This window comes from Corynebacterium sp. Marseille-Q4381, from assembly GCF_036881695.1.
Classification (GTDB): domain Bacteria; phylum Actinomycetota; class Actinomycetes; order Mycobacteriales; family Mycobacteriaceae; genus Corynebacterium.
On sequence record NZ_JBAJNR010000005.1, the window covers coordinates 117,935 to 137,918 of the forward strand.

Annotated in this window: 19 protein-coding genes; 14 read left to right on the forward strand and 5 right to left on the reverse strand. The window is 66.2% G+C overall.

Annotation, left to right across the window (positions count from 1 at the left end; genetic code table 11):
• Positions 1–14 precede the first annotated feature (14 nt).
• Both V6D40_RS05715 and lysS read left to right on the forward strand, forming a co-directional pair.
• Complete coding sequence (locus V6D40_RS05715) at positions 15–1,256, forward strand: hypothetical protein (RefSeq protein WP_334289403.1); 1,242 nt, start codon at positions 15–17, stop codon at positions 1,254–1,256.
• Positions 1,257–1,293: 37 nt separating this feature from the next.
• Positions 1,294–2,823, forward strand: coding sequence for a lysine--tRNA ligase (gene lysS / locus V6D40_RS05720; protein ID WP_334289468.1), 1,530 nt, complete (start codon positions 1,294–1,296; stop codon positions 2,821–2,823).
• 6 nt (positions 2,824–2,829) lie between these two features.
• Here lysS and V6D40_RS05725 read toward each other — a convergent pair whose 3' ends face one another.
• Entirely contained in the window at positions 2,830–3,909 is a 1,080-nt protein-coding gene (locus V6D40_RS05725) for a hypothetical protein (RefSeq protein WP_334289404.1), read from the reverse strand.
• A 53-nt stretch (positions 3,910–3,962) separates the two neighbouring features.
• Here V6D40_RS05725 and V6D40_RS05730 point away from each other — a divergent pair, with 53 nt between their 5' ends.
• From V6D40_RS05730 to V6D40_RS05750, 5 genes are all read left to right on the forward strand, one after another.
• On the forward strand, positions 3,963–4,769 hold the full coding sequence (locus V6D40_RS05730; protein ID WP_334289405.1) for a hypothetical protein: 807 nt from the start codon (positions 3,963–3,965) through the stop codon (positions 4,767–4,769).
• Positions 4,770–4,784: 15 nt separating this feature from the next.
• A complete protein-coding gene (locus tag V6D40_RS05735) occupies positions 4,785–5,156 on the forward strand; it encodes a TM2 domain-containing protein (RefSeq protein WP_334289406.1) in 372 nt (123 codons plus the stop codon).
• Between the two features lie 5 nt (positions 5,157–5,161).
• Complete coding sequence (gene ptsP / locus V6D40_RS05740) at positions 5,162–6,817, forward strand: phosphoenolpyruvate--protein phosphotransferase (protein ID WP_334289407.1); 1,656 nt, start codon at positions 5,162–5,164, stop codon at positions 6,815–6,817.
• A gap of 118 nt (positions 6,818–6,935) precedes the next feature.
• Positions 6,936–9,647, forward strand: coding sequence for an ATP-dependent Clp protease ATP-binding subunit (locus tag V6D40_RS05745; protein WP_334289408.1), 2,712 nt, complete (start codon positions 6,936–6,938; stop codon positions 9,645–9,647).
• A 203-nt stretch (positions 9,648–9,850) separates the two neighbouring features.
• Positions 9,851–10,021, forward strand: coding sequence for a DUF4236 domain-containing protein (locus tag V6D40_RS05750; protein ID WP_334289409.1), 171 nt, complete (start codon positions 9,851–9,853; stop codon positions 10,019–10,021).
• On the opposite strand, the gene V6D40_RS05755 is transcribed toward V6D40_RS05750, so the two are convergent.
• Positions 10,000–10,863 carry an A/G-specific adenine glycosylase gene (locus tag V6D40_RS05755; RefSeq protein WP_334289410.1) on the reverse strand — a complete coding sequence of 288 codons (864 nt, stop codon included), beginning with the start codon at positions 10,861–10,863 and terminating at the stop codon, positions 10,000–10,002. The genes V6D40_RS05750 and V6D40_RS05755 overlap by 22 nt on opposite strands.
• Here V6D40_RS05755 and V6D40_RS05760 point away from each other — a divergent pair.
• The gene (locus V6D40_RS05760; RefSeq protein ID WP_334289411.1) at positions 10,862–11,467 is read left to right on the forward strand and encodes a carbonic anhydrase; all 606 of its coding nucleotides are present in this window, start codon (positions 10,862–10,864) and stop codon (positions 11,465–11,467) included. The two genes, V6D40_RS05755 and V6D40_RS05760, sit on opposite strands and share 2 nt — an antisense overlap.
• A gap of 9 nt (positions 11,468–11,476) precedes the next feature.
• Positions 11,477–12,187 (forward strand): hypothetical protein, encoded by a 711-nt coding sequence (locus V6D40_RS05765; RefSeq protein WP_334289412.1) that lies wholly within the window; start codon positions 11,477–11,479, stop codon positions 12,185–12,187.
• A 9-nt stretch (positions 12,188–12,196) separates the two neighbouring features.
• Here V6D40_RS05765 and disA read toward each other — a convergent pair whose 3' ends face one another.
• From disA to V6D40_RS05780, 3 genes are read right to left on the reverse strand one after another with little or no spacing between them, the layout of a single operon-like run.
• Positions 12,197–13,231, reverse strand: coding sequence for a DNA integrity scanning diadenylate cyclase DisA (disA, locus tag V6D40_RS05770; protein WP_334289413.1), 1,035 nt, complete (start codon positions 13,229–13,231; stop codon positions 12,197–12,199).
• Positions 13,228–14,592 (reverse strand): DNA repair protein RadA, encoded by a 1,365-nt coding sequence (radA, locus tag V6D40_RS05775; RefSeq protein ID WP_334289414.1) that lies wholly within the window; start codon positions 14,590–14,592, stop codon positions 13,228–13,230. Before radA ends, disA begins: the two co-directional genes overlap by 4 nt.
• A 13-nt stretch (positions 14,593–14,605) precedes the next feature.
• Positions 14,606–15,142, reverse strand: coding sequence for a hypothetical protein (locus V6D40_RS05780; protein ID WP_334289415.1), 537 nt, complete (start codon positions 15,140–15,142; stop codon positions 14,606–14,608).
• Positions 15,143–15,246: 104 nt separating this feature from the next.
• On the opposite strand from V6D40_RS05780, the gene V6D40_RS05785 reads away from it, so the two are divergent.
• From V6D40_RS05785 to V6D40_RS05805, 5 genes are all read left to right on the forward strand, one after another.
• A complete protein-coding gene (locus tag V6D40_RS05785; RefSeq protein ID WP_334289416.1) occupies positions 15,247–15,837 on the forward strand; it encodes a CarD family transcriptional regulator in 591 nt (196 codons plus the stop codon).
• A gap of 4 nt (positions 15,838–15,841) precedes the next feature.
• Entirely contained in the window at positions 15,842–16,522 is a 681-nt protein-coding gene (ispD, locus tag V6D40_RS05790) for a 2-C-methyl-D-erythritol 4-phosphate cytidylyltransferase (protein ID WP_334289417.1), read from the forward strand.
• A gap of 171 nt (positions 16,523–16,693) precedes the next feature.
• Positions 16,694–18,184, forward strand: a complete 1,491-nt coding sequence (locus tag V6D40_RS05795; protein WP_334289418.1) for an HNH endonuclease signature motif containing protein — start codon at positions 16,694–16,696, stop codon at positions 18,182–18,184.
• 14 nt (positions 18,185–18,198) lie between these two features.
• The gene (gene ispF / locus V6D40_RS05800) at positions 18,199–18,696 is read left to right on the forward strand and encodes a 2-C-methyl-D-erythritol 2,4-cyclodiphosphate synthase (RefSeq protein ID WP_334289419.1); all 498 of its coding nucleotides are present in this window, start codon (positions 18,199–18,201) and stop codon (positions 18,694–18,696) included.
• A 58-nt stretch (positions 18,697–18,754) separates the two neighbouring features.
• Positions 18,755–19,972 (forward strand): hypothetical protein, encoded by a 1,218-nt coding sequence (locus tag V6D40_RS05805; RefSeq protein WP_334289420.1) that lies wholly within the window; start codon positions 18,755–18,757, stop codon positions 19,970–19,972.
• The last annotated feature ends 12 nt before the right edge of the window (positions 19,973–19,984 follow it).

Here is a 19,984-nt window from a genome sequence, read left to right on the forward strand (position 1 = left end):
CTAGACTCGCTGACATGTCTGCGCCCCTGATAGCCGAGATCTTAAACGGCCGCTACGGTTTCGACTTCGCCGCCGATCGCATCACCGAGATCGGCCGCACGCCCGCCTCGACCCTCTTCGAGGCGAACAACGACGAGGGCGCGGCAGTGGAGATCGAGGTCTTCGACGCACCCATTGCGCAGGACACGACCACCTTGGACGAGGAGTTTGCCAAGGTCCAGGCGCCGGGCGCGTTTCGGCCGAGGCACGCCGGCCTGCTTGACGACGGCCGCGTGTACATCCTCCGCGAAGCCTCCGTCGGCACGCCGTTCTCCGACCTGGTGGCCGCGAAGAAGCAGGCCGGCGAGCAGTTCACCGACGCCGAGACACGCGACCTGCTTTCCTCCGTGGCCCAGGCTGTCGACGACTACAACGCCGCCGGCCACCCCGAGTTCCTCGCCCGCTCGATCGCGGCGAAGCAGCTTTTGGTGCAGCCGTCGTGGTCTGACATCCCGGTGAAGCTCGCCCTTGTCGGCCCGAGCCCGGAATCGGCGGCAGCCGAGGACAACCTGCACGACTTCTGGAATTTGGTCGCAGACGTCACCGGCCGCCCGGTGGACGAGGAAGCGGCGGCGAAGAACGCTACCGCGCTCGGCTACTTGCAAGACGTGTGCGCCTCGGCCGCGGATAACGTCACCGGCCCGGGCTCAGGCCTTGTCGCCCCCGGCGACCACGACGGCTACCGCCGCCCGCCCGAGCCGTACCCGGCAGGCTACGTGCCCCCGGCACCGGAAAAGGAAGCGCGCAACCCGTGGCCGTGGATCATCGGCGCGCTCGCCATCGCGCTGATCGCGATGGCGCTGGCCTGGTACTTCACCACCCAGCGCGGCGAGGAGTGGTCCGTGGCGGAGAAGGACATCGCGGCCGCTTACCCGGAAATCGTGTCCAGGAAATCCGGCCAGCGCGGTTGGCAGGACTTAAAGTGCGAGTCCGCGGCGCCCGACGCCGGCCAAGAGGCCAAGATCCGCTGCGCCGGCGAGGAGTTGGGCGTGTCTGTGGCCAAGTACCCGACCGAGGCGCAGCGCGACGAGGAGCTTCCCGGCCAGCAGTACGCCACCGTGCTGGGCTCGGGCGAGTGCATGATCGAGGACTACGAGATCCCCGACGCCTACCCGCAGGCTTTCGCCATGGCGCCGCGCGATAAGGGCCAGTACCTGATCGTGGTCAACGGCTACGACGCGGAAACGGTGCGCTTGGATCTGCCGGTGTGTGAGTAGGACACCCACGGCCGACGGGCTACGATTGTCGGTCGTGATGAACCAGCAGCCGCAGAACCAGACCCAGGACTTATCCGAGCAGCAGCAGATTCGGCGCGCGAAGCGCCAGAAGCTGATTGATGACGGGCGCGGGGCGTACCCAGCCGAGGTCGCCCGCACCATCTCGCTGAAAGACCTGCGCGCGAAATACCCGGATTTGGAGCCTGGCCAGGAGACCGAGGACGTGGTCTCCGTTGCGGGCCGCATCATGTTCCAGCGCAACACCGGCAAGCTCTGCTTCGCCACGCTGCAGGAAGGCGACGGCACCCAGCTGCAGGTTATGGTCTCGCTGGCAGAGGTGGGCGAGGAGTCGCTCGCCAGCTGGAAGGCCGACACCGATCTCGGCGACATCGTTTCCGTCACCGGCCGCGTGATCGCGTCGCGCCGCGGAGAGCTCTCCGTCCAGGCCACCTCGTGGCAGATGGCGTCGAAGGCGCTGCGCCCGCTGCCGGTCGCGTTCGCCGACATGAACGAGGAGCAGCGCGTCCGCCACCGCTACACCGACCTGATCATGCGCGAGGCTGCCCGCGACAACGCTATGACCCGCATCAAGGTCATCGCCGCGGTGCGCAAGTACCTCACGGGCTTGGACTACGTAGAGATTGAGACGCCGATGCTGCAGACGCTGCACGGCGGCGCCGCGGCTCGGCCGTTTGTGACCCACTCCAACGCCCTCGACATCGACCTTTTCCTGCGCATCGCGCCCGAGCTCTACCTCAAGCGCGCGGTGGTCGGCGGCATCGAGCGCGTCTTCGAGATCAACCGCAACTTCCGCAACGAGGGCATCGACTCCTCTCACTCCCCGGAGTTCACCATGCTGGAGACCTACCAGGCGTGGGGCACCTACAAGGACGGCGCGGAGATGATGCAGGGCTTGGTCAAGTTCTGCGCCCGCGAGGTGTTCGGTTCGGAAGCAGTCACGCTTGCCGACGGCACCGTGTACGACTTCTCCGGCGACTGGAAAGTCCTCGACATGTACTCCTCGCTCAACGAAGCCCTGCAACGCAAGTTCCCGGGCCAGCCCGAGGTTACCGTGGAGTCCTCGGTGGACGAACTCAAGTCCATCGCCGCCGCCATCGGCCTGCCGGTGCCGGAGAACGCCGGCTGGCTGCACGGCAAGCTGGTCGAGGAGATCTGGGAGCACCTGTGCTCCGACCAGCTCTACGAACCGACGTTTGTGGTCAACTTCCCGGTGGAGACCTCGCCGCTGACCCGCGACCACCGCGAGAAGCCCGGTGTGACTGAGAAGTGGGATCTTTACATCCGCGGCTTCGAGTTGGCCACCGGCTACTCCGAGCTGGTGGACCCGGTGATCCAGCGCGAGCGCTTCGAGGATCAGGCCCGCCTCGCCGCCCACGGCGACGACGAGGCGATGGTGCTCGACGAGAACTTCCTCGCCGCCATGGAGCAGGGCATGCCGCCGACCGCGGGCTGCGGTATGGGCGTGGACCGCCTGCTGATGGCGCTGACCGGCCTCGGTATCCGCGAAACGGTGCTCTTCCCGCTGGTCAAGCCGGAAGCGAACTAGGGCTTTCTACCCGAAGGCCCACACAGCCTTCGCGCCGTCGGTGTTGGTGGCGATGATGACGAACTCGTCCCACTCGTAGATAGCGTGTTCGCTTTCGCCCTGGAAGGTTTCGGTGGCGCCCACGTCGAGCGAGAAGCTCGCATCTCTTTTCAGAGCGACCTGGTCGCCGTTCGGGTACATCGCGACGAATTCCTCCGGCAGGTAGAACGTTGACGTGCCGGGGGTGTCCTTGTTTCCGAGTGTGAACGCCGCCTCGTAACGCAGGGTGCGGTCCTCAAACCACGCGTTGGTGAACGTGAACTGGGAGCCGTCGAACTCCTCTTCCGGCACCTCCACGGTCTCACCCGGCGCGAGCGCCACCTCGCGCGCCTCGCGGTACGCGTCGGAGACGGCCGAGACGGGCTGTACCGCGACGTCCTTGTACTCAGGCGCGGAGAAGTCGAACAACCCGCGCTTGTCCGAGGAGAACTGGTATTGGTCGGCCAGGTTGTCCAGCTGGTTGATCAGCGGGTTCACCGCTTCGCACGGCCCGTCGACGGTGATCGAGACTTCTTTGTACTCCTCCCTCGTGCTCACCACGACGCACTCGGCGCCGGTCTTGGTGGTGTAGGCGACGGCATCAAGCGAGCGCGGCGCGGCGGCCTCGCGGTACATCCAGTTGTGGTGGTGGATGTCGGGCTTGAACTCCCCGCTCGGGCGGTGGTGCGGGTCGAAGGTCACGGCAAGGGGAAATCCCTCCCCGGAATCAATCAACCCCTCGCAGCCGCGCGTAGACCAGTCCACGCTGCGCATGCCGACGCTGCCGTAAAACTCGTCGCCGAGGTTGCAGGTCTTCAGCTCGCCGGCCTCGAAGAACTCGTTCACCTCCTTGTCACTCCAGCCAAGCGGACCCGCAGGCACGTCGCGCACCTGTTGGAAGGCGAGCAGCCCGCCGAAGACCACCACAATGGCGCCGAGCACAGACCCGACCGCGATACCTGCGGTGTTGCGCTCCTTCTCCGGCTCGGGCTGCGGCGCTTGGTTGCTGTAGACATAGGGAGAGCCGGCGAACGGCTCGTGTTGCGGGGTGTCGTAGGGGTTGGTCATAACAATCCATCATGCTCTACGGCGGTTGCGGGCGCGTGCGTTACTATCTCGCCATGGCCCACTACAACCTCTACGACTCGATCGGTCTGGACTCCTCGAAGGACACCGCCGCGCTGGCTGCGGAGATCGACGAGCGGATCCGCTCCGGCAACACGTGGAACCGCGGGGGCATTGAGGAGCTGCAGGTTGCAAGGGCAGTTTTGGGCAACGCCTCCAGGCGCGCCGCCTACGACCACAAACTCTCAGACCCCCACGCCCCAGACGTGACGGTGGATTCGCTGCGCCGGTTGGCCAACGTGAACTTCGACGCCAACCCCGCCGCCCCCGCGTACCAGTACAGCCCCAGCACAACACAGCCCGCCTCGCCCGCGCCCGCCCCAGAAACGAAGAAGCGCCCCGTGTGGCCGTGGATTGCCGCGGCAGCAGGTGTACTCGCTGCAGCCGGCGGCGGTTTCTGGTTCCTCGCCAACTCCGGAACTGAGTGGGACGAGACGCACGCGCAGGTCGCAGCCGACTTTCCCGCGCTGATCGCGGAGAAAGACGGCGGCAAGGGATACCTCAGCATGACGTGCACCTCCCGGGAGACCGAGGGCGAAGAGGAAGCGAAGATCCGCTGCGAGAACGCCGAGATCGGGTTGAATATCTACCATTACGGCTCCGCCGAGCAGCGCGACGCTGTCGTCGGCGGAGGCGAGCCGGAGTTTTACGGCAACGACGTCTGCCAGTTCACCGCAGTCGAGATCCCTGACCAGGCTTACCCCACCTACTACATCGCGCCCAACGGGGACTGGGATACCTACTTGCTGCTGCTCAACGGCGAGGACGCCGAAAAGATGAAGACGCGCCTTCCCATTTGCTAGCTAAGGTTGAACCTTATGAGCTCCCCCTACAACTACAGCGGTTACCAGCCCCAGCACACACAGACTCAGTACGGCCAGATGGAGCCGTACAACGCCTACACCCCGCCGGTGGGCGTGAAGCAGAAGAGCAAGGTGCTCGCCGCTGTGCTGTTCTTTGTGCTCGGCGGCCTCGGCGTGGGCAACTTCTACCTCGGCCAGACCAAGCGCGGCGTTTTCACGCTCCTGCTCTCGCTGTTTGCGGGCTTCTGCTTTCTCACTATCTTGCTCATCCCGCTCGCGTACTTGATTGAGGGCGCGCTCTTCCTCGCCATCGTCGCGCAGATCATCTTCGTGCTCACCGGTTCGCTCGGCTACGACCGCGACGGCGACGGCGTCCCGCTCCGCTAGTTCTTATGGCGGCGCGCACGGTTCTCCGCGGCATCGGGGTCTCCACCGGAGCGGTGGTGGGCCCGGTGGCGGTGGTGGAGGGGCAGGTGGGCGTCGATAAGCATGAAGCCCCTTGCGCCGATCCTGAGCTGGTGCGGGACGCGCTCAACCAGGTGGCGGAGGGCTACCGGAGCCGCGCCGGGCAGGCAAACTCGGACACGGCGCGGGAGGTGCTGGCGGCGACGGCGGCGCTGGCAGGGGACCGCGCGCTTGCAAAGGCCGTGGACAAGCAGCTCGCCCAGGGCGCTGGCGCGACGGCTGCGGTTTATGAGGCCGTCGAGGTCTACGCCGCGAAGTTCCGCCAGCTCGGGGGCACCATGGCGCAGCGTGTGAGCGACCTGTACGACATCCGCGATCGCGCTATCGCCCACCTCCGCGGGCTTCCCGAGCCTGGCCTGCCCCCGCTCACGCGCCCCGCAATCCTCGTCGCCAAGGACCTCGCGCCCGCCGACACCGCCACGCTCGACCCGGAGCTGGTCCTCGGCATCGTCACCGAGGAAGGCGGTCCGACATCGCACACCGCGATCCTCGCGGCGCAGCTGGGCATCCCGGCGGTGGTGCAGGCAAAGGGCATCAAAGCACTGCTTGCCGACGCCCCCCTCATCTCCCTCAACGCCCACACCGGCGAAGTGGTGATTTCCCCAACCGAGGTCGACGTCCGCGCCCTCCAGGACGGCGAGCGCCGCCGCCTCGCCGCGTTCACCGCTGCTTCTGGTTCGCGGGCGCCGGTCGCGCTGATGGCCAACATCGGATCAGTGCGCGACGCTTCTGCCGCGCCCGGTGCCGATGGTTGCGGGCTCTTTCGCACCGAGTTTCTTTTCCTCGACCGCGACTGCGCCCCCGGTCTGCAGGAGCAGACCGAGACCTACACCCGGGTGCTGCGGGCGTTCGGGCCGCGGAGGGTGGTGGTCCGCACCCTCGACGCCGGCGCCGACAAGCCGCTGCGCTTCGCCGACCTCGGCGCGGAACCCAACCCCGCGCTCGGGCGGCGCGGCATCCGACTCGCGCAGGCGCGCGAGGATTTGCTGGACGTACAGCTTGAGGCGCTTGCCAGGGCTTCGCGCGCCGTGCCCGGCTCGCAACTGTGGGTGATGGCGCCGATGGTTGCCACGGTGGAGGAGACCCGCTGGTTCGTCGAACGCGCCCGCGGATACGGGCTCGCGGACGTCGGCGTCATGATCGAGACACCCGCGGCGGCGCTTACGGCGGCGCAGATCCTCGAGGCCGCCGACTTCGCCTCGATCGGCACCAACGACCTTGCGCAGTACACGATGGCCGCGGACCGCATGGCGGGCGAACTCGCGCCGCTTCTTTCGCCGTGGCAGCCGGCGGTGCTCACAATGATCCGCGAGGCTTGCCGGGGCGCCGAAACCCACGCCAAACCCATCGGCGTGTGCGGCGAGGCCGCCGGTGATCCGCTGATGGCGCTTGTTCTTGCTGGCCTCGGCGCAACCTCGCTGTCGATGGCCCCTGTCCGCATCCCCGCCGTGCGCGCTGCCCTGCACGCCCACGGCTTGCAAGCCTGCCGGGAGATGGCGCGCGCCGCTCTCTCCGCGCCCACCGCCGACCTTTCGCAATCAGCTGCCGCTGACCTGTTCGCTACTGGCGAACATAGCCGCTGAGCTGGCTTGATTTGGCTGCAGCCGACAGTGTGTGCGGAAAGCGGGGAAGTTGTGTTGGGCCCGCGCGTTATGGTTGTGGACAACTGATTTAGGGACTGCTTGAAAAAGGGGTAGCCACATGTTTGAACGGTTCACCGACCGCGCCCGCCGCGTCATCGTCCTCGCCCAGGAAGAGGCTCGCGAGCTCAACCACAACTACATGGGTACTGAGCACATCCTCCTCGGCCTGATTAAGGAGGGCGAGGGTGTCGCCGCCAAGGCGCTCGAGTCGATGGGCATCAATCTCGAGGACGTGCGCCGCGAGGTCATCGACATTATCGGCCACGGCACCCAGCCCGTGACCGGCCACATCCCGTTCACCCCGCGCGCCAAGAAGGTTCTCGAGCTCTCGCTGCGCGAGGGTCTGCAGATGGGCCACAAGTACATCGGCACCGAGTTCCTCCTCCTCGGCCTCATCCGCGAGGGCGAGGGCGTTGCAGCCCAAGTGCTGATCAAGCTCGGCGCCGACCTGCCGCGCGTGCGCCAGCAGGTGATCCAGCTGCTGTCCGGGTACGAGGGCGGCGACGGCCAGAATCCGGAGATGCCGCAGCAGACCGCCGGCGCCGCAACCGCAGGCCCCGGTCCGCGCGGGGGCGGGCAAGGGGAGCGCTCCAACTCGCTGGTGCTCGACCAGTTCGGCCGCAACCTCACCGCAGCCGCCAAGGAGGGCAAGCTTGACCCGGTGGTCGGCCGCGACAAGGAAGTGGAGCGCATCATGCAGGTGCTCTCCCGCCGCACCAAGAACAACCCGGTGCTCATCGGTGAGCCCGGTGTGGGTAAGACCGCAGTGGTGGAGGGCCTCGCGCTCGACATCGCAAACGGCAAGGTGCCTGAGACCCTGAAGGACAAGCAGGTCTACTCCCTCGACCTCGGCTCCCTGGTGGCGGGCTCGCGCTACCGCGGCGACTTCGAGGAGCGCCTCAAGAAGGTGCTCAAGGAGATCAACCAGCGCGGCGACATCATCCTGTTCATCGACGAGATTCACACCCTCGTCGGCGCGGGCGCGGCAGAGGGCGCGATCGACGCGGCTTCGCTGCTCAAGCCGAAGCTCGCCCGCGGTGAGCTCCAGACCATCGGCGCAACCACGCTGGACGAGTACCGCAAGCACATTGAGAAGGATGCGGCTCTTGAGCGCCGCTTCCAGCCGGTGCAGGTGGACGAGCCGAGCGTCGAGGACACCATCTTGATCCTCAAGGGCCTGCGCGACCGTTACGAGGCGCACCACCGCGTGTCCTACACCGACGACGCGCTGAAGGCCGCCGCTAACCTCTCGGACCGCTACATCAACGACCGCTTCCTGCCGGACAAGGCTGTCGACCTCCTCGACGAGGCCGGTGCACGCATGCGCATCAAGCGCATGACCGCCCCGGAGGCGCTGCGCGAGGTGGACGACCGCATCGCGGAGGTGCGCAAGGAGAAGGAAGCGGCGATCGACGCCCAGGACTTCGAGAAGGCCGCGGGCCTGCGCGACACCGAGCGCAAGCTCGGCGAGGAGCGCTCCGAGAAGGAGAAGAAGTGGCGCTCCGACGACCTGGAGGACATCGCCGAGGTGGGCGAAGACCAGATCGCGGAGGTGCTGGCGAACTGGACCGGTATCCCGGTGTTCAAACTCACCGAGAGCGAGTCGTCCCGCCTGCTCAACATGGAAGACGAGCTGCACAAGCGCATCATCGGCCAGGACGAGGCAGTCAAGGCCGTGTCGCGCTCCATCCGCCGCACCCGTGCCGGCCTGAAGGACCCGAAGCGCCCGAGCGGCTCGTTCATCTTCGCCGGCCCGTCCGGTGTCGGTAAGACGGAGCTGTCCAAGGCGTTGGCGGAGTTCCTCTTCGGCGACGAGGATTCCCTCATCCAGGTCGACATGGGCGAGTTCCACGACCGCTTCACCGCGTCGCGCCTGTTCGGTGCGCCTCCGGGATACGTCGGCTACGAAGAGGGCGGCCAGCTCACAGAGAAGGTGCGCCGCAAGCCGTTCAGCGTCGTGCTGTTCGACGAGATCGAGAAGGCCCACAAGGAGATTTACAACACCCTCCTGCAGGTGCTCGAGGAAGGGCACGTGACCGACGGGCAGGGCCGCAACGTGGACTTCAAGAACACGGTGCTGATCTTCACCTCGAACCTCGGCACCGGCGACATCTCCAAGGCTGTGGGCCTCGGCTTCACCGGCAGCACCGCGACGGATTCGGACGCGCAGTACGAGCGCATGAAGAACAAGGTCCACGACGAGCTGAAGAAGCACTTCCGCCCGGAGTTCCTGAACCGCATCGACGAAATCGTGGTCTTCCGCCAGCTGACGCAGGAGGAGATCGTAGAGATGGTCGACCTGCTCACCGCCCGCGTGGACAAGAACCTGGACGCCCAGGACATGGGCATCGAGCTCACCGCCGACGCGAAGAACCTGCTGGCCAACCGCGGCTTCGACCCGGTGCTGGGCGCGCGCCCGCTGCGCCGCACCATCCAGCGCGAGATCGAGGACGCGCTGTCGGAGAAGATCCTTTTCGGCGAGATCGGCGCCGGCGAGATCATCACCGTCGACGTCGAGGGCTGGGACGGCGAAGGCAACGGCGAGGGTGCGACGTTCACCTTCACCCCGCGTCCGAAGCCGCTGCCGGCCGACACCTTCGATGAGGAGGATGTGGAGCTCGAGAGCGAAGTCCGCGAGATCGACCCCTCGCGCGTGAGCGAACCGTCCACCGCGTCCGAGTTCCCGGATGAGCTGGATGAGCTGGACGAGGACGACGATCTCGGCGGCGAGGACGAGGGCGAGGGCCGCGGCCCGGTAGAGCCGGCCTAAGCCCAGCCCAAGGTAAGCCCCGCCGTTGAAGGACCGCCCGGCGAAGCGGTCGTCCATCCGGGAGCCTGCTCGAAGGGGACGATGTCGTCGGTCAATAGGCCCTTTGGCGCGAGGTGTAGGTGATGCGCTTGCCGCTGAAAATTTCCGCGGCGGCGGCAACCGCGCGAGCATGTGGCATGGGTGGAAAGTGTATCCTGCTGCGCATGGGTCTTCAGTACAGAAAGAAACACAAGGTGGGCAAGAACGTCTGGATCAACCAGACCGGCACTGGGGCGTCCGTGTCCACCAAGCTCGGGCCTGTGACCGTGAACTCGCGCGGCGGTGTGTGGGTGAACCTGCCGGGCGGGATGACTTACCGCGGCAGGTGGAAGTAGCCGCGTTCGTTTTGTTCTAGGAGACCGTCGGCAAGCAAGCTGCCCAGCGCCCTCGAGCGCTGCGCCGCGTCCGGCCACACGACGTCGATTTCGGACTGTGGCACGGGTCCTTCGGCTTCGCGCAGGGCGCGCATGATTTTGCCGCGGACCTGGCGGTCGGTGCCTTCGAAGCGCTGCGATTTCTTTTTCTGAAACGTTTTCGGGTAGCCGCGCTCGCGCCACTCGCACCGGCTCACCGGGCACGCCCCGCACAGCGGCGCGGTTTTGCACACGAGCGCCCCGAGCTCGATCAGGCCCTCCGAGAACACCGGGCCGTTGCGCGACGGCAGCAGCTCGGCCACCTCCGCAACCTCGGACTTGCGCGCCGCCTGGTTCTCTAGGCCCTTGATCGCGCGGGCGTGCACGCGCCTGACGTTGGTGTCCACCACCGCCACGTTGCGCCCGAAGGCGAAGCAGGCCACGGCGCGCGCGGTGTACTCGCCGATGCCGGGTAACGCGAGCAGCTCCTCGACGGTGTCGGGCACGCGGCCTGCGTGCTTATCCACAATGACCTGCGCGCACTCCTTCAGGCGCAGGGCACGCCGCGGGTAGCCGAGCGAGCCCCAGGCGCGCAAAATTTCGTCTGTGCCCGCGGCGGCGAAGGACTCCGGCGTGGGCCAGCGCGCGATCCACTCCTGCCAAATCGGGGCGACCCGCTCCACCTGTGTTTGGTGGCTCATCACCTCTGACAGCAGCACGCCCCACGGAGTCGTGTCGCGGCGCCACGGAAGGTCGCGCAAATTGGCCAGGTACCAATCAACCACTTCACTCTGAAAGCTCACAAGTGGGAGAATATCGGCCATGACTACATCGCAGAATCCTCAGGAAGTTTGGGAAGCGCTGCTGGCGGGAAACACCCGGTTCGTCGAGGGCGCCGTCACCTCACCGCACCGCGACCCCGCGCGTTTGAACGAGATAGTCTCGGGCCAGGCGCCGGTCGCCGCCGTCATCGCGTGCAGCGACTCGCGGGTCCCGGTCGAGTTGCTTTTCGACGCCGGCTTCGGCGACATCTTCGTCATCCGAACCGCCGGCGGCTGCGTCGATTCCACGGTGGCCGCCTCGGTGGAGTACGCGGTGGAGGGGCTCGGGGTGCCGCTGGTCGTGGTGCTGTCCCACGAGTCGTGCGGTGCGATTGGTGCGGCCGTCGCTGCGGTGGACGCTCCGGACGAGACCCCGCTGGGTCTGACCAGGGTGTTCGTGGAGAAGATTGCGCCGTCGGTTCTGGCGGCCCGCGCGGCGGGGGAGACGGAACGCGCCCAGGTCGAGGCGGCGCACGCGCGGATTACGGCGCAGCACTTGGTGGATAGGGTGCCGTCGATAAGAAGCTCCGGCGCGGGTGTGGTGGCCGCGAGGTACCACCTTGATGGGGGCCGCGTCGAGACCGTCTACGAGCACTTCGCTGGCTAAAGTGGGGGCATGACGAACCAGCGCCCGCTCCCCGATGAGATTTACATGCGCCGCAGGGTCGGCGCGCTCGTAATCATCCTGCTCGTTGTCATTCTGGCGGTGTGGGGGCTCAGCGCGCTGGCGCGTTCCGGTGGCTCGGACGCGACACCTGCTGGCGGGACAGAATCGGTGAGCACGAGCACCGAACCGGCGCCGGTGACGGAACCGACGGTGCCCGCACCTTCCGACGACACAGAGACCACAGAGACCACGGAGACCACCGAAACCACCACCACAGAGACGACCAACGCGGCCGAAAGCGAGACCACCGCGGCCGCAGCGAAGAAGGGCAGCTGTGAACTCGGCGACTTGGTCATCACCGCCTCGACCAAGCACCCGTCGTTTCCCGTGGGCAGCAAGCCGGAGTTCTTCATGAACGTCAAAAACCCGACCGACACCGACTGCGTGATCGACGTCGGTGACGACCTGCTGCGGTTCGAGGTCTACGAGATGCGCACCAACGCGCGCGTCTGGTCGGACACCGACTGCTACCCGGGTGTTGAGACGGGCGTCCAGGAGTTCCCGGCGGGCACGGAGCGCGGCCTCAACGCCGTGTGGTCTGGTACCGGTTCCGCGCCGGGCCAGTGCACCAACCGCGAGCAGGTGCCGGCGGGCGCCTATTACCTGCACGCTGTGATCGACGACAACGCTTCCGACCCGGCGCCGTTTAACCTCACTTAGCCGGGAAAACTAGAGCCGGCGCAGGCCCTCTGCGATGTGGCGGGCCCACAGTGCCGAAACGTGTTCTGCGGCGGCGAGTTCCTCGGGGGAGGCGTCCAAGATCGCGGGCAGCTCGCCGAAGGCGGAGACGATGTGGTCCATCAGGAACTTCTTCACGCGCGGCACGCGCGACAGCGCGCGGTAGCCGCGCGGCACCACGCCCTGCATGAGGTGCTCCTCCGAAGCAGGCAAGCCGAGGCCGCGGGCGAGGGCTCCCGTGTTGAGCAACTCGGCGTCGGGAAGCTGGTCGAAGGCCTCAAGCGCGGCTGCCACCTGCTCGTCCGTGGGCACCGGCCCGAGCGCGAGGTAGTCGCGCACCAGCATCTCGATGTCGCTGCTGTTTGACCCCTCGAGCTCGGACAGCTGCAGGATGAGCTGGCGCGCGTCGGTGCCGAGCTCCACAATTGTCAAGTCTAGGTCTTTCGCCGCGCGCTCCAGCATCATTTGGCGCTGGAGCACGTTGACCACGTCGCCCACGGTGGCGTAGCCGTTCATCTCGGCGGCGAAGAGGCGCTGGTTAGCCAGGTCGAGGCGCTGGCGGTAGCGCTCGATGGTGGACAGCGCCTGGTTCGCCTGCGCGATCAGAACCGCCGGCTCTTCGAGGCGGTGGCGCTCACCCTGGTAGTACAGCGTCACGGTGTTCATCGACGCGGAGACGGACACCACGGGCACACCGGTCTGCAGCGCTGTGCGCTCGGCTGCTCGGTGGCGGGTCCCGGATTCGACGGTTGGGTAGCTTGGCGACGGCACCAACTGCACATTCGCCCGCGTAATCCGCTCCCCATCCGCGGAGAGGATGACAGCGCCGTCCATCTTCGACAGCTCGCGTAGCAACGTGGGGGAGAACGGGGCGTCGAAGGTTACTCCGCCGTCGCAGATTTGGGTGACCTCGGCGGCGTCGCCAAGCACGATGAGCCCCCCGCCCCTGCCTCGCTGAATGCGCTCAACCCCGTCGCGCAGGGGGGTGCCGGGGGAAAGTTTGGATAGGGCGTCGCGCAGAGTCACGCGAGCAACCCTATCGCCTCGGCGAGCGTGGACGCCTGCTGGACGCGCATGCCGTCGACCGTGATCTTTTCACCGGCGGGCACGATGGCGCGCTCGTAGCCAAGGCGGGCAGCCTCCATCAGGCGGCGGCCCAGGTTGGGCACGCGGCGCAGCTCGCCCGCAAGCCCCACCTCGCCGATCACCACGGTCTTTTCGGGCAGCGGCTTCTCGTGCAGGCTCGACCACGTCGCCAGCGCCACCGCGAGGTCGGTGGCGGTCTCGGTGATGCGCACCCCGCCCACGGTGGCGACGTAGGCGTCCTTGTCGTTCGTGCGCTCCCCGCAGCGGGCCTGCAGCACCGCGAGAACCATGGGAACGCGGTTGCCGTCGAGACCGGTGACGACGCGGCGCGGCGACTTGTTCACCGGGTCAACGGTCAGCGCCTGCACCTCGGCGAGCATGGGGCGCACGCCGTCCATCGCCACGGTGACCGCCGAACCGTCCGGGGTGCGCCCGCGGTGGGAGAGGAAGAGCCCCGACGGGTCCGGCACCTCACGGATGCCGTCGGCGGTCTGCTCGAAGCAGCCCACCTCGTCGGTCGCGCCGAAGCGGTTCTTCAAACCGCGGAGCATTCTTAGCGACGACTGCCTATCGCCCTCAAAATTCAACACCACGTCCACTAGGTGCTCCAGCACACGCGGACCCGCCACGTTGCCGTCCTTGGTCACGTGACCAACCAGCAGCACGGGGAGGTTCGACGTCTTCGCCAGGGTGGTGAGCGCGGCGGTCACGGCGCGGGACTGCGCCACGCCACCGGGCACGCCCTCCACGCCCGAGGCGTGCATGGTCTGCACCGAGTCGACGATGAGCAAGGTCGGGTTGACGGCCTTGACGTGGCCGAAGACGGTGTCGAGGTGGGACTCGGCGGCGAGGTAGAGGGTGTCGCGCAGCGCTCCCGTGCGCTCAGCACGGGCGCGGACCTGGCCCGCGGATTCCTCGGCGGTGACGTAGAGCGCCTTCTTCCCCTGCTGCGCCCAGCGTGAGGCGACTTCAAGGAGGAGGGTGGATTTGCCCACGCCGGGCTCGCCAGCCATCAGCACTACGGAGCCGGGGACGACGCCGCTGCCCAAAACGCGGTCAAGCTCCCCGATGCCAGATGTTACGGCGTGGGTGGCCGCAGCGTCGATAGAGGTGATCGGCTTCGCGGCAGTTGTGGGCGTGAGTGCGGAGGTGGAGGTGAGGGGGGACGACGTGACGTCGTTAAGCAGGTGCTCCTCCTGCAGCGTTCCCCACGAACCGCACTCCGGGCACCTGCCCAACCACTTGGGGGAGGAGTACCCGCATTCGGTGCAGGTGTGGATTACCCGCGCCTTTTTGGCCAAGCTGCTTCGGGACTTACTTGGACGGGTCGCGGTCGACCTGGCCGGACGCCACGATCGGCGCGGAGACGGTCGCGGTGACTTCGATGGAGCCGGTGTCGAAGTTGAACTTCACCGGCACGTTGCCGCCGTACGCGAAGTTCTTGTTTTCCACGGAGGTTGCGACGTACTGGGTGCAGTCGCTGTCGGTCTGCGGCATGCGCTCGAGGCTGGACGCCGTGTCGCCCACCAGCACACAGTTGTAGGTGATCTTCTGGCTGGAGCCGAGGTTGACAGGGGTGCCGTCAACGGTGGCGGACTGGAGCGTGTGGTCCTTCATCGAGGTGTCCTGGTTCGTCGCGACGAACTTCAGCGCGGCCTGGCCGTTCTCCTCAAGGATGAGCGTGACGTCCTGAACTGACAGGGCTCCGTCCTCGGTGAAGACGGAAGCGCCGTCGACCGCGGCCACCTGGCTCGAGGTCTGGGTAATCTGGCCGGCAGAGCAGCTGGCCAGGGCCAATGCGCAGGCGATCGCGGCAACCGGCTTCAGGGACTTCACGTCGATGTCCTCCATCGTTGTTGGAAAAATTGCTGTGAAAATTATAGGCGAATTACCCCGGCCAACTCTACTCGCAGGCCCGCCTTATTTCCGAGTTTCGCAGTGGTACTCTAGCCGGCATGGAATTCAACGTCGGAGAAGTAGTGGTCTACCCGCACCACGGTGCAGCCCGCATCGCTGACATCGAGCAGCGCGAGATCGGCGGCGAGACGCTGGACTACCTGGTGCTGCAGATCCTCCAGTCCGACTTGGAGGTTCGTGTCCCGGTCAAGAACACCGAGCTTGTCGGCGTGCGCGACGTGGTGAACGAGGAGGGTCTGCAGAAGGTCTTCTCGGTGCTGCGCGAGACCGACGTTGAGGAAGCTGGCAACTGGTCCCGCCGCTACAAGGCGAACCAGGAGCGCCTGGCTTCCGGCGATATCAACAAGGTGGCGGAGGTTGTGCGCGACCTGTGGCGCCGCGACCAGGGCAAGGGCCTGTCCGCGGGCGAAAAGCGCATGCTGGGCAAGGCACGCCAGATCCTCGTGGGCGAGCTTGCGCTGGCTGAGCCGGTCGACGAGGCGAAGGTCAAGGAGATGGAGTCCGGTATCGCCAAGATTATCGAGGAGCAGGTAAAGGCTGGCATCGTCGAAGATCCGCGCGATGCAGTCGAGGACGATATGGACCTCGACGACTTGAGCTTCGACGACGAAGACGACGACGAGAACTAGCTCAGTGCAGCGCCCGGTCGTCGCCGTTGTCGCCGCCGCGGGGAAGGGCACCCGCCTCGGTGCGGAGGTGCCCAAGGCGTACGTGCCGCTCGCTGGCTCAAGCCTCGTCGAACGCTCGGTGGCTGCGATCGAGGCTTCGGGAGTTGCCGACGACATCATCGTGACCGTCGGCGAGGGGATGCTCGACGTTGCCGTGCGGGAACTCAAAGGCCACAGCGTGCGCTTCGTCGCCGGCGGTGCGGAGCGCGCAGACAGCATCCGCAACGCGCTAGAGAGCATTTCGCTTGCCGACGCCTGCGTTATCATCCACGACGCCGCCCGCGCACTCACCCCGCCCTCGTTGTTCACCCGCGTGGCTTCCGCCGTGCTCGACGGCGCCGATGCGGTCATCCCCGTCCTGCCCGTCGCGGACACGATCAAGGTGGTGTCTGGCGGGCGCGTCGTTTCCACCCCCGACCGAGCCAGCCTGCGCGCGGTGCAGACCCCGCAAGCCTTCGACCTGCGCACCCTCCGGGCCGCGAACGAGGCGTTTTTCGCGTCTCCGCAGACCTTCGCCGCAACAGACGATGCTTCGCTTATGGAGTGGCACGGAGTGGACGTGCACACCGTCGACGGGGACCCCTTGGCGTTCAAGGTGACAACCCCGCTCGATCTTCGCCTTGCCGAGGCCATTCTCGCTCGTTAACCCGCTTTTATTCTTCTTCGCAACGCTATGTTCGTCGCGTTTGCTATAAGTGTTTCAACCTCTTAACGGGGCCTGTTTGGGATCGAAAACAACTGCTAAAAACGATGTTTGGAGCGGTTGTTATAGTCCCGGTAATCGATTGCATGTGCGAAGAAGAAAGTGGGTGAAACGATGGCGTATTTCGCAACGGAGCGCGGCGGCGACGAGCTGTGCGCCTTGGGGCACTTAAGTCGAGAGATCGAGTACGAGGTGTTCATCCGATACGCGGTCAACGTGGCGGAGATAGACGACGCTGACCTCGACCTCCAAGTCAACCGCCTCAGCGCGGCGTTGGGGTGGCGCCCAGCCCGGGTGCGGGACGGGATCCTGGCGTACTACACGCTGCGCAGCCTGCCCAAGTTGGCGGCGATGCAGAAGGAGACGAAGCGCCTCGATCTCGACCGGGTGCGGGCGATCTCCGAGGTGGTGACCCTGCTTTACGACCTTCCCCAAGAAGACATCTTCGAAGAGTTCGACGACTACCTCGTCACCATGTTCACCCCGAAGCGTGACGGTGCGGAGCTGCCCTCACCGCGAACGATCAAGCGCAAGCTCATCGAACTCGTCCGCAAGATCGACGCTTCGCTCGCCCCAAACAAGAACGAGAAGAAGAAGCGCAAGGACGACAAAGATCAGCGCGACGGCGCGTGCGAGGTGGATTTAGTCGCCCTCGACCAACGTAATTCGCAGTTGACCTTGGGCGGCAACAACCTGCTGATGGGCCTGATCAACAAGTCGGTGGAAACGACTGCGAAGATGCGGAACCTCTCCAAGGGCGAGACCGTCAAAAAGCTGCTGCTCGGCGAGATTTCCCCAGCAGCCAACATCACCCTCCACCTTTACGCGCCCAAGGGCGAGCCCGAGTCCTACTACATCCCCCAGATTGGCTGGACCGACGCGGAGGGGACCGAGGCCGTCGCGCAGTTCCTCGCGGACCACGATCACCGCGTCGTCGACCTCGACCAAGCTGCCGAAGCCCGCACGAACGCGTACGTGCCCACCGACGCCATCCGAGCCTACGTTCGCGCCCGTGACGGCTTCTGCATCTTCCCGGGCTGCGAGGTGGAGGCGGAGCGCTGCCAGCTCGACCACCGCATCCCCTTCGACGACGGCGGCGAGACGGCCCCGTCGAACCTCTTCTGCCTGTGCCAGAAGCACCACAACATGAAGACCGACCGCCGCGCGTACTACGTCGTCGACCCCGTCACGGCCGACATCGTCTGGCTCTTCGAAGACGGCACCTACCAGCTGACCAAGCCAGACGGCATCATGGGCAGCTACACCACGCCGCAGCGCCCGCGCTGGAAGCAGACGATTAAACAGCGCATCGAGAAACGCACCAAACGCGCGGCGTTCGACGCCCGCTGCCACGCCACAATCGACAAGTACCTCAGCGACGCCGACTTCTTCACCTGCATCCAAACCCTCCACCAGCTAGAGAAGACTTACGCGCTGAAGTTCGACTTCTGGCCGGACGCGCCGCCATGGGTGACCTGCAGCTACGGGGAATGGCGGGCGTTCAGGCTCGGTGCCTACCGCGACGGTTACGTCTCCGCCGACACGTTGATTGCTGAGTTCGGCGACGAAATGGCCGAGACCTTGGGGGTGGGTGTGCCGTTCTAGGTACGGTTGAGCACATGCACAATCTTCGCGCGGGGACCGCGTTCGACGCCCACCAACTCCAGGCGGGCAAGGAATGTTGGATCGCAGGCGTGCTCCATCCCGGCTACGACGGCTGCGAGGGCCACTCGGACGGCGATGTGGTCAGCCACGCCATCGTCGACGCCGTGCTGTCGGCGGCGGGCCTCGGCGACTTGGGGTCCTTCGTGGGAGTCGGCCGCCCCGAATACGACGGCGTGCGCGGCGTGCAGTTGCTGCAGGAGCTCAAGCAGCTTGTCGACGCCCACGGCCACTCCATCATCAACGCCTCCGCACAACTCATCGCCCAAACACCGAAAATGTCGAAAGTCAGGGAGGAGTGCGAACGCACCTTGAGCGAGGCTCTCGGCGCACCGGTGTCCGTGTCGGCGACGACGACCGACCACATGGGCTTCACGGGCAGCGGCCAGGGGCGCGCAGCGATTGCCACCGCGTTGGTGGAACTTGGCACGAAAGTACCGACTTCGGGAACTTAGGTACCTGACCTGCTCTTTCAGCTTCTCCCCAGGGGGTTGTGCGGGTTAGGTTACCCGTATGAAGAAAACCTTGACCGCCCTGTGCGCCGCCGCATTCGCAGCTGTGGGCGCGCCGGTCGCTTTTGGTGTGCCTGCCATGCCGCAGGGGTACCCAATTGAGGGTCTCGACACGCCGTGCGACACCGCCACTTTCTCAGACCCGCAGTGGCGTTACGGCGAGATCGCAAGGCGCTACCTTGCTGACGGCACCCTCCAATTCACCAACCGCACCGACCAAACCGTGCCCTACACCGCAACAGTGGAAACCGGCACAAACCACAAGATCGAAGCCAACTCGAAGGCCGCGCTGCCCAACGGGTGGAACACCACCGCGAAGACGGACATCGGTCTGAAGGAATCCAACGGTTGGATCGAGGGCGAGACCTTCGGCCCGATCGAGCTGGGGCCGGGGGAGTCGTTCCGCGTCGACTACGGCGTGCTGGAGAAGGACTTCATCTCCATGTTCATGACGTGCGACAACGGGGTCTTGCGCAACGGGCCCGGCGCGAACGTGATCCGCGGAACCGGTCCTGCGGAGCGGTACGCCTTCGCGTACGTCGTTAAGGCGGACGGGACGGTGTCGGATGTGGCGTTGGAGGTGCCGTCGAGAAGCGAAGGCGCAAACTCGCGGCCGGTCGGTGACACATACACGGCGACGTCGGGCCCGAGTCTTGAGCAGATCGCCAGCCCGCGCGACACGCGCGTGGCGCCGGGGCCGAACTTCCGCCGCGACCCGGACTGGCCGCAGCTCGGGCAGAAGGCGCGGCCGGGGGACAAGTCCTACTACCCGTACGACATCGAAGCGGTGGCGCCGACGTTCCGAAAACCCGGCTACTCGCAGGACTTTCTGAACTGGTCGAAGGGCACCTACACGTTCACACCGGTGACCGACTACGTGGTCGGCGCGGAGTTCAACGGCTACCTCAACTGGATGGGCGGCGGCGGGCGGTTGCCTGCGGGCTGGCTGGAATCGGTCGGCGCCGCGCCGCGCGCCCTCATGCCGGTGGGCACTGCGCTCAAACCTGTTGAGCTCGCGCCGGGCGAGCGGGTGCGCGTGGAGTACGGCACGACCATGACGCGGATCAACTACCGCGAGATCTCGGCTGGGCGCGACGGCGCGTACAGCCGCGTGACCGCGCACCCGCAAGCTAGCGCCCCGAGCGGGTTTTGGGCCGAGGCCCTGATCACCAGCCCGGACGGTTCGACCCGGACCGTGGACATCACACCCAACCTGTAAGAAAGAAGATTC

Bases quoted from the DNA above. Each gene is read 5' to 3' on its own strand.
- V6D40_RS05730 (WP_334289405.1), top strand. From the start codon at position 3,963: ATGGCCCACTACAACCTCTACGACTCGATCGGTCTGGACTCCTCGAAG.
- V6D40_RS05785 (WP_334289416.1), top strand. From the start codon at position 15,247: ATGGAATTCAACGTCGGAGAAGTAGTGGTCTACCCGCACCACGGTGCA.
- ispF (WP_334289419.1), top strand. From the start codon at position 18,199: ATGCACAATCTTCGCGCGGGGACCGCGTTCGACGCCCACCAACTCCAG.
- V6D40_RS05735 (WP_334289406.1), top strand. From the start codon at position 4,785: ATGAGCTCCCCCTACAACTACAGCGGTTACCAGCCCCAGCACACACAG.
- V6D40_RS05755 (WP_334289410.1), bottom strand. From the start codon at position 10,863: ATGGCCGATATTCTCCCACTTGTGAGCTTTCAGAGTGAAGTGGTTGAT.
- V6D40_RS05760 (WP_334289411.1), top strand. From the start codon at position 10,862: ATGACTACATCGCAGAATCCTCAGGAAGTTTGGGAAGCGCTGCTGGCG.
- V6D40_RS05715 (WP_334289403.1), top strand. From the start codon at position 15: ATGTCTGCGCCCCTGATAGCCGAGATCTTAAACGGCCGCTACGGTTTC.
- V6D40_RS05795 (WP_334289418.1), top strand. From the start codon at position 16,694: ATGGCGTATTTCGCAACGGAGCGCGGCGGCGACGAGCTGTGCGCCTTG.
- V6D40_RS05745 (WP_334289408.1), top strand. From the start codon at position 6,936: ATGTTTGAACGGTTCACCGACCGCGCCCGCCGCGTCATCGTCCTCGCC.
- V6D40_RS05765 (WP_334289412.1), top strand. From the start codon at position 11,477: ATGACGAACCAGCGCCCGCTCCCCGATGAGATTTACATGCGCCGCAGG.
- V6D40_RS05780 (WP_334289415.1), bottom strand. From the start codon at position 15,142: ATGGAGGACATCGACGTGAAGTCCCTGAAGCCGGTTGCCGCGATCGCC.
- V6D40_RS05805 (WP_334289420.1), top strand. From the start codon at position 18,755: ATGAAGAAAACCTTGACCGCCCTGTGCGCCGCCGCATTCGCAGCTGTG.
- V6D40_RS05750 (WP_334289409.1), top strand. From the start codon at position 9,851: ATGGGTCTTCAGTACAGAAAGAAACACAAGGTGGGCAAGAACGTCTGG.
- ptsP (WP_334289407.1), top strand. From the start codon at position 5,162: ATGGCGGCGCGCACGGTTCTCCGCGGCATCGGGGTCTCCACCGGAGCG.
- V6D40_RS05725 (WP_334289404.1), bottom strand. From the start codon at position 3,909: ATGACCAACCCCTACGACACCCCGCAACACGAGCCGTTCGCCGGCTCT.
- lysS (WP_334289468.1), top strand. From the start codon at position 1,294: ATGAACCAGCAGCCGCAGAACCAGACCCAGGACTTATCCGAGCAGCAG.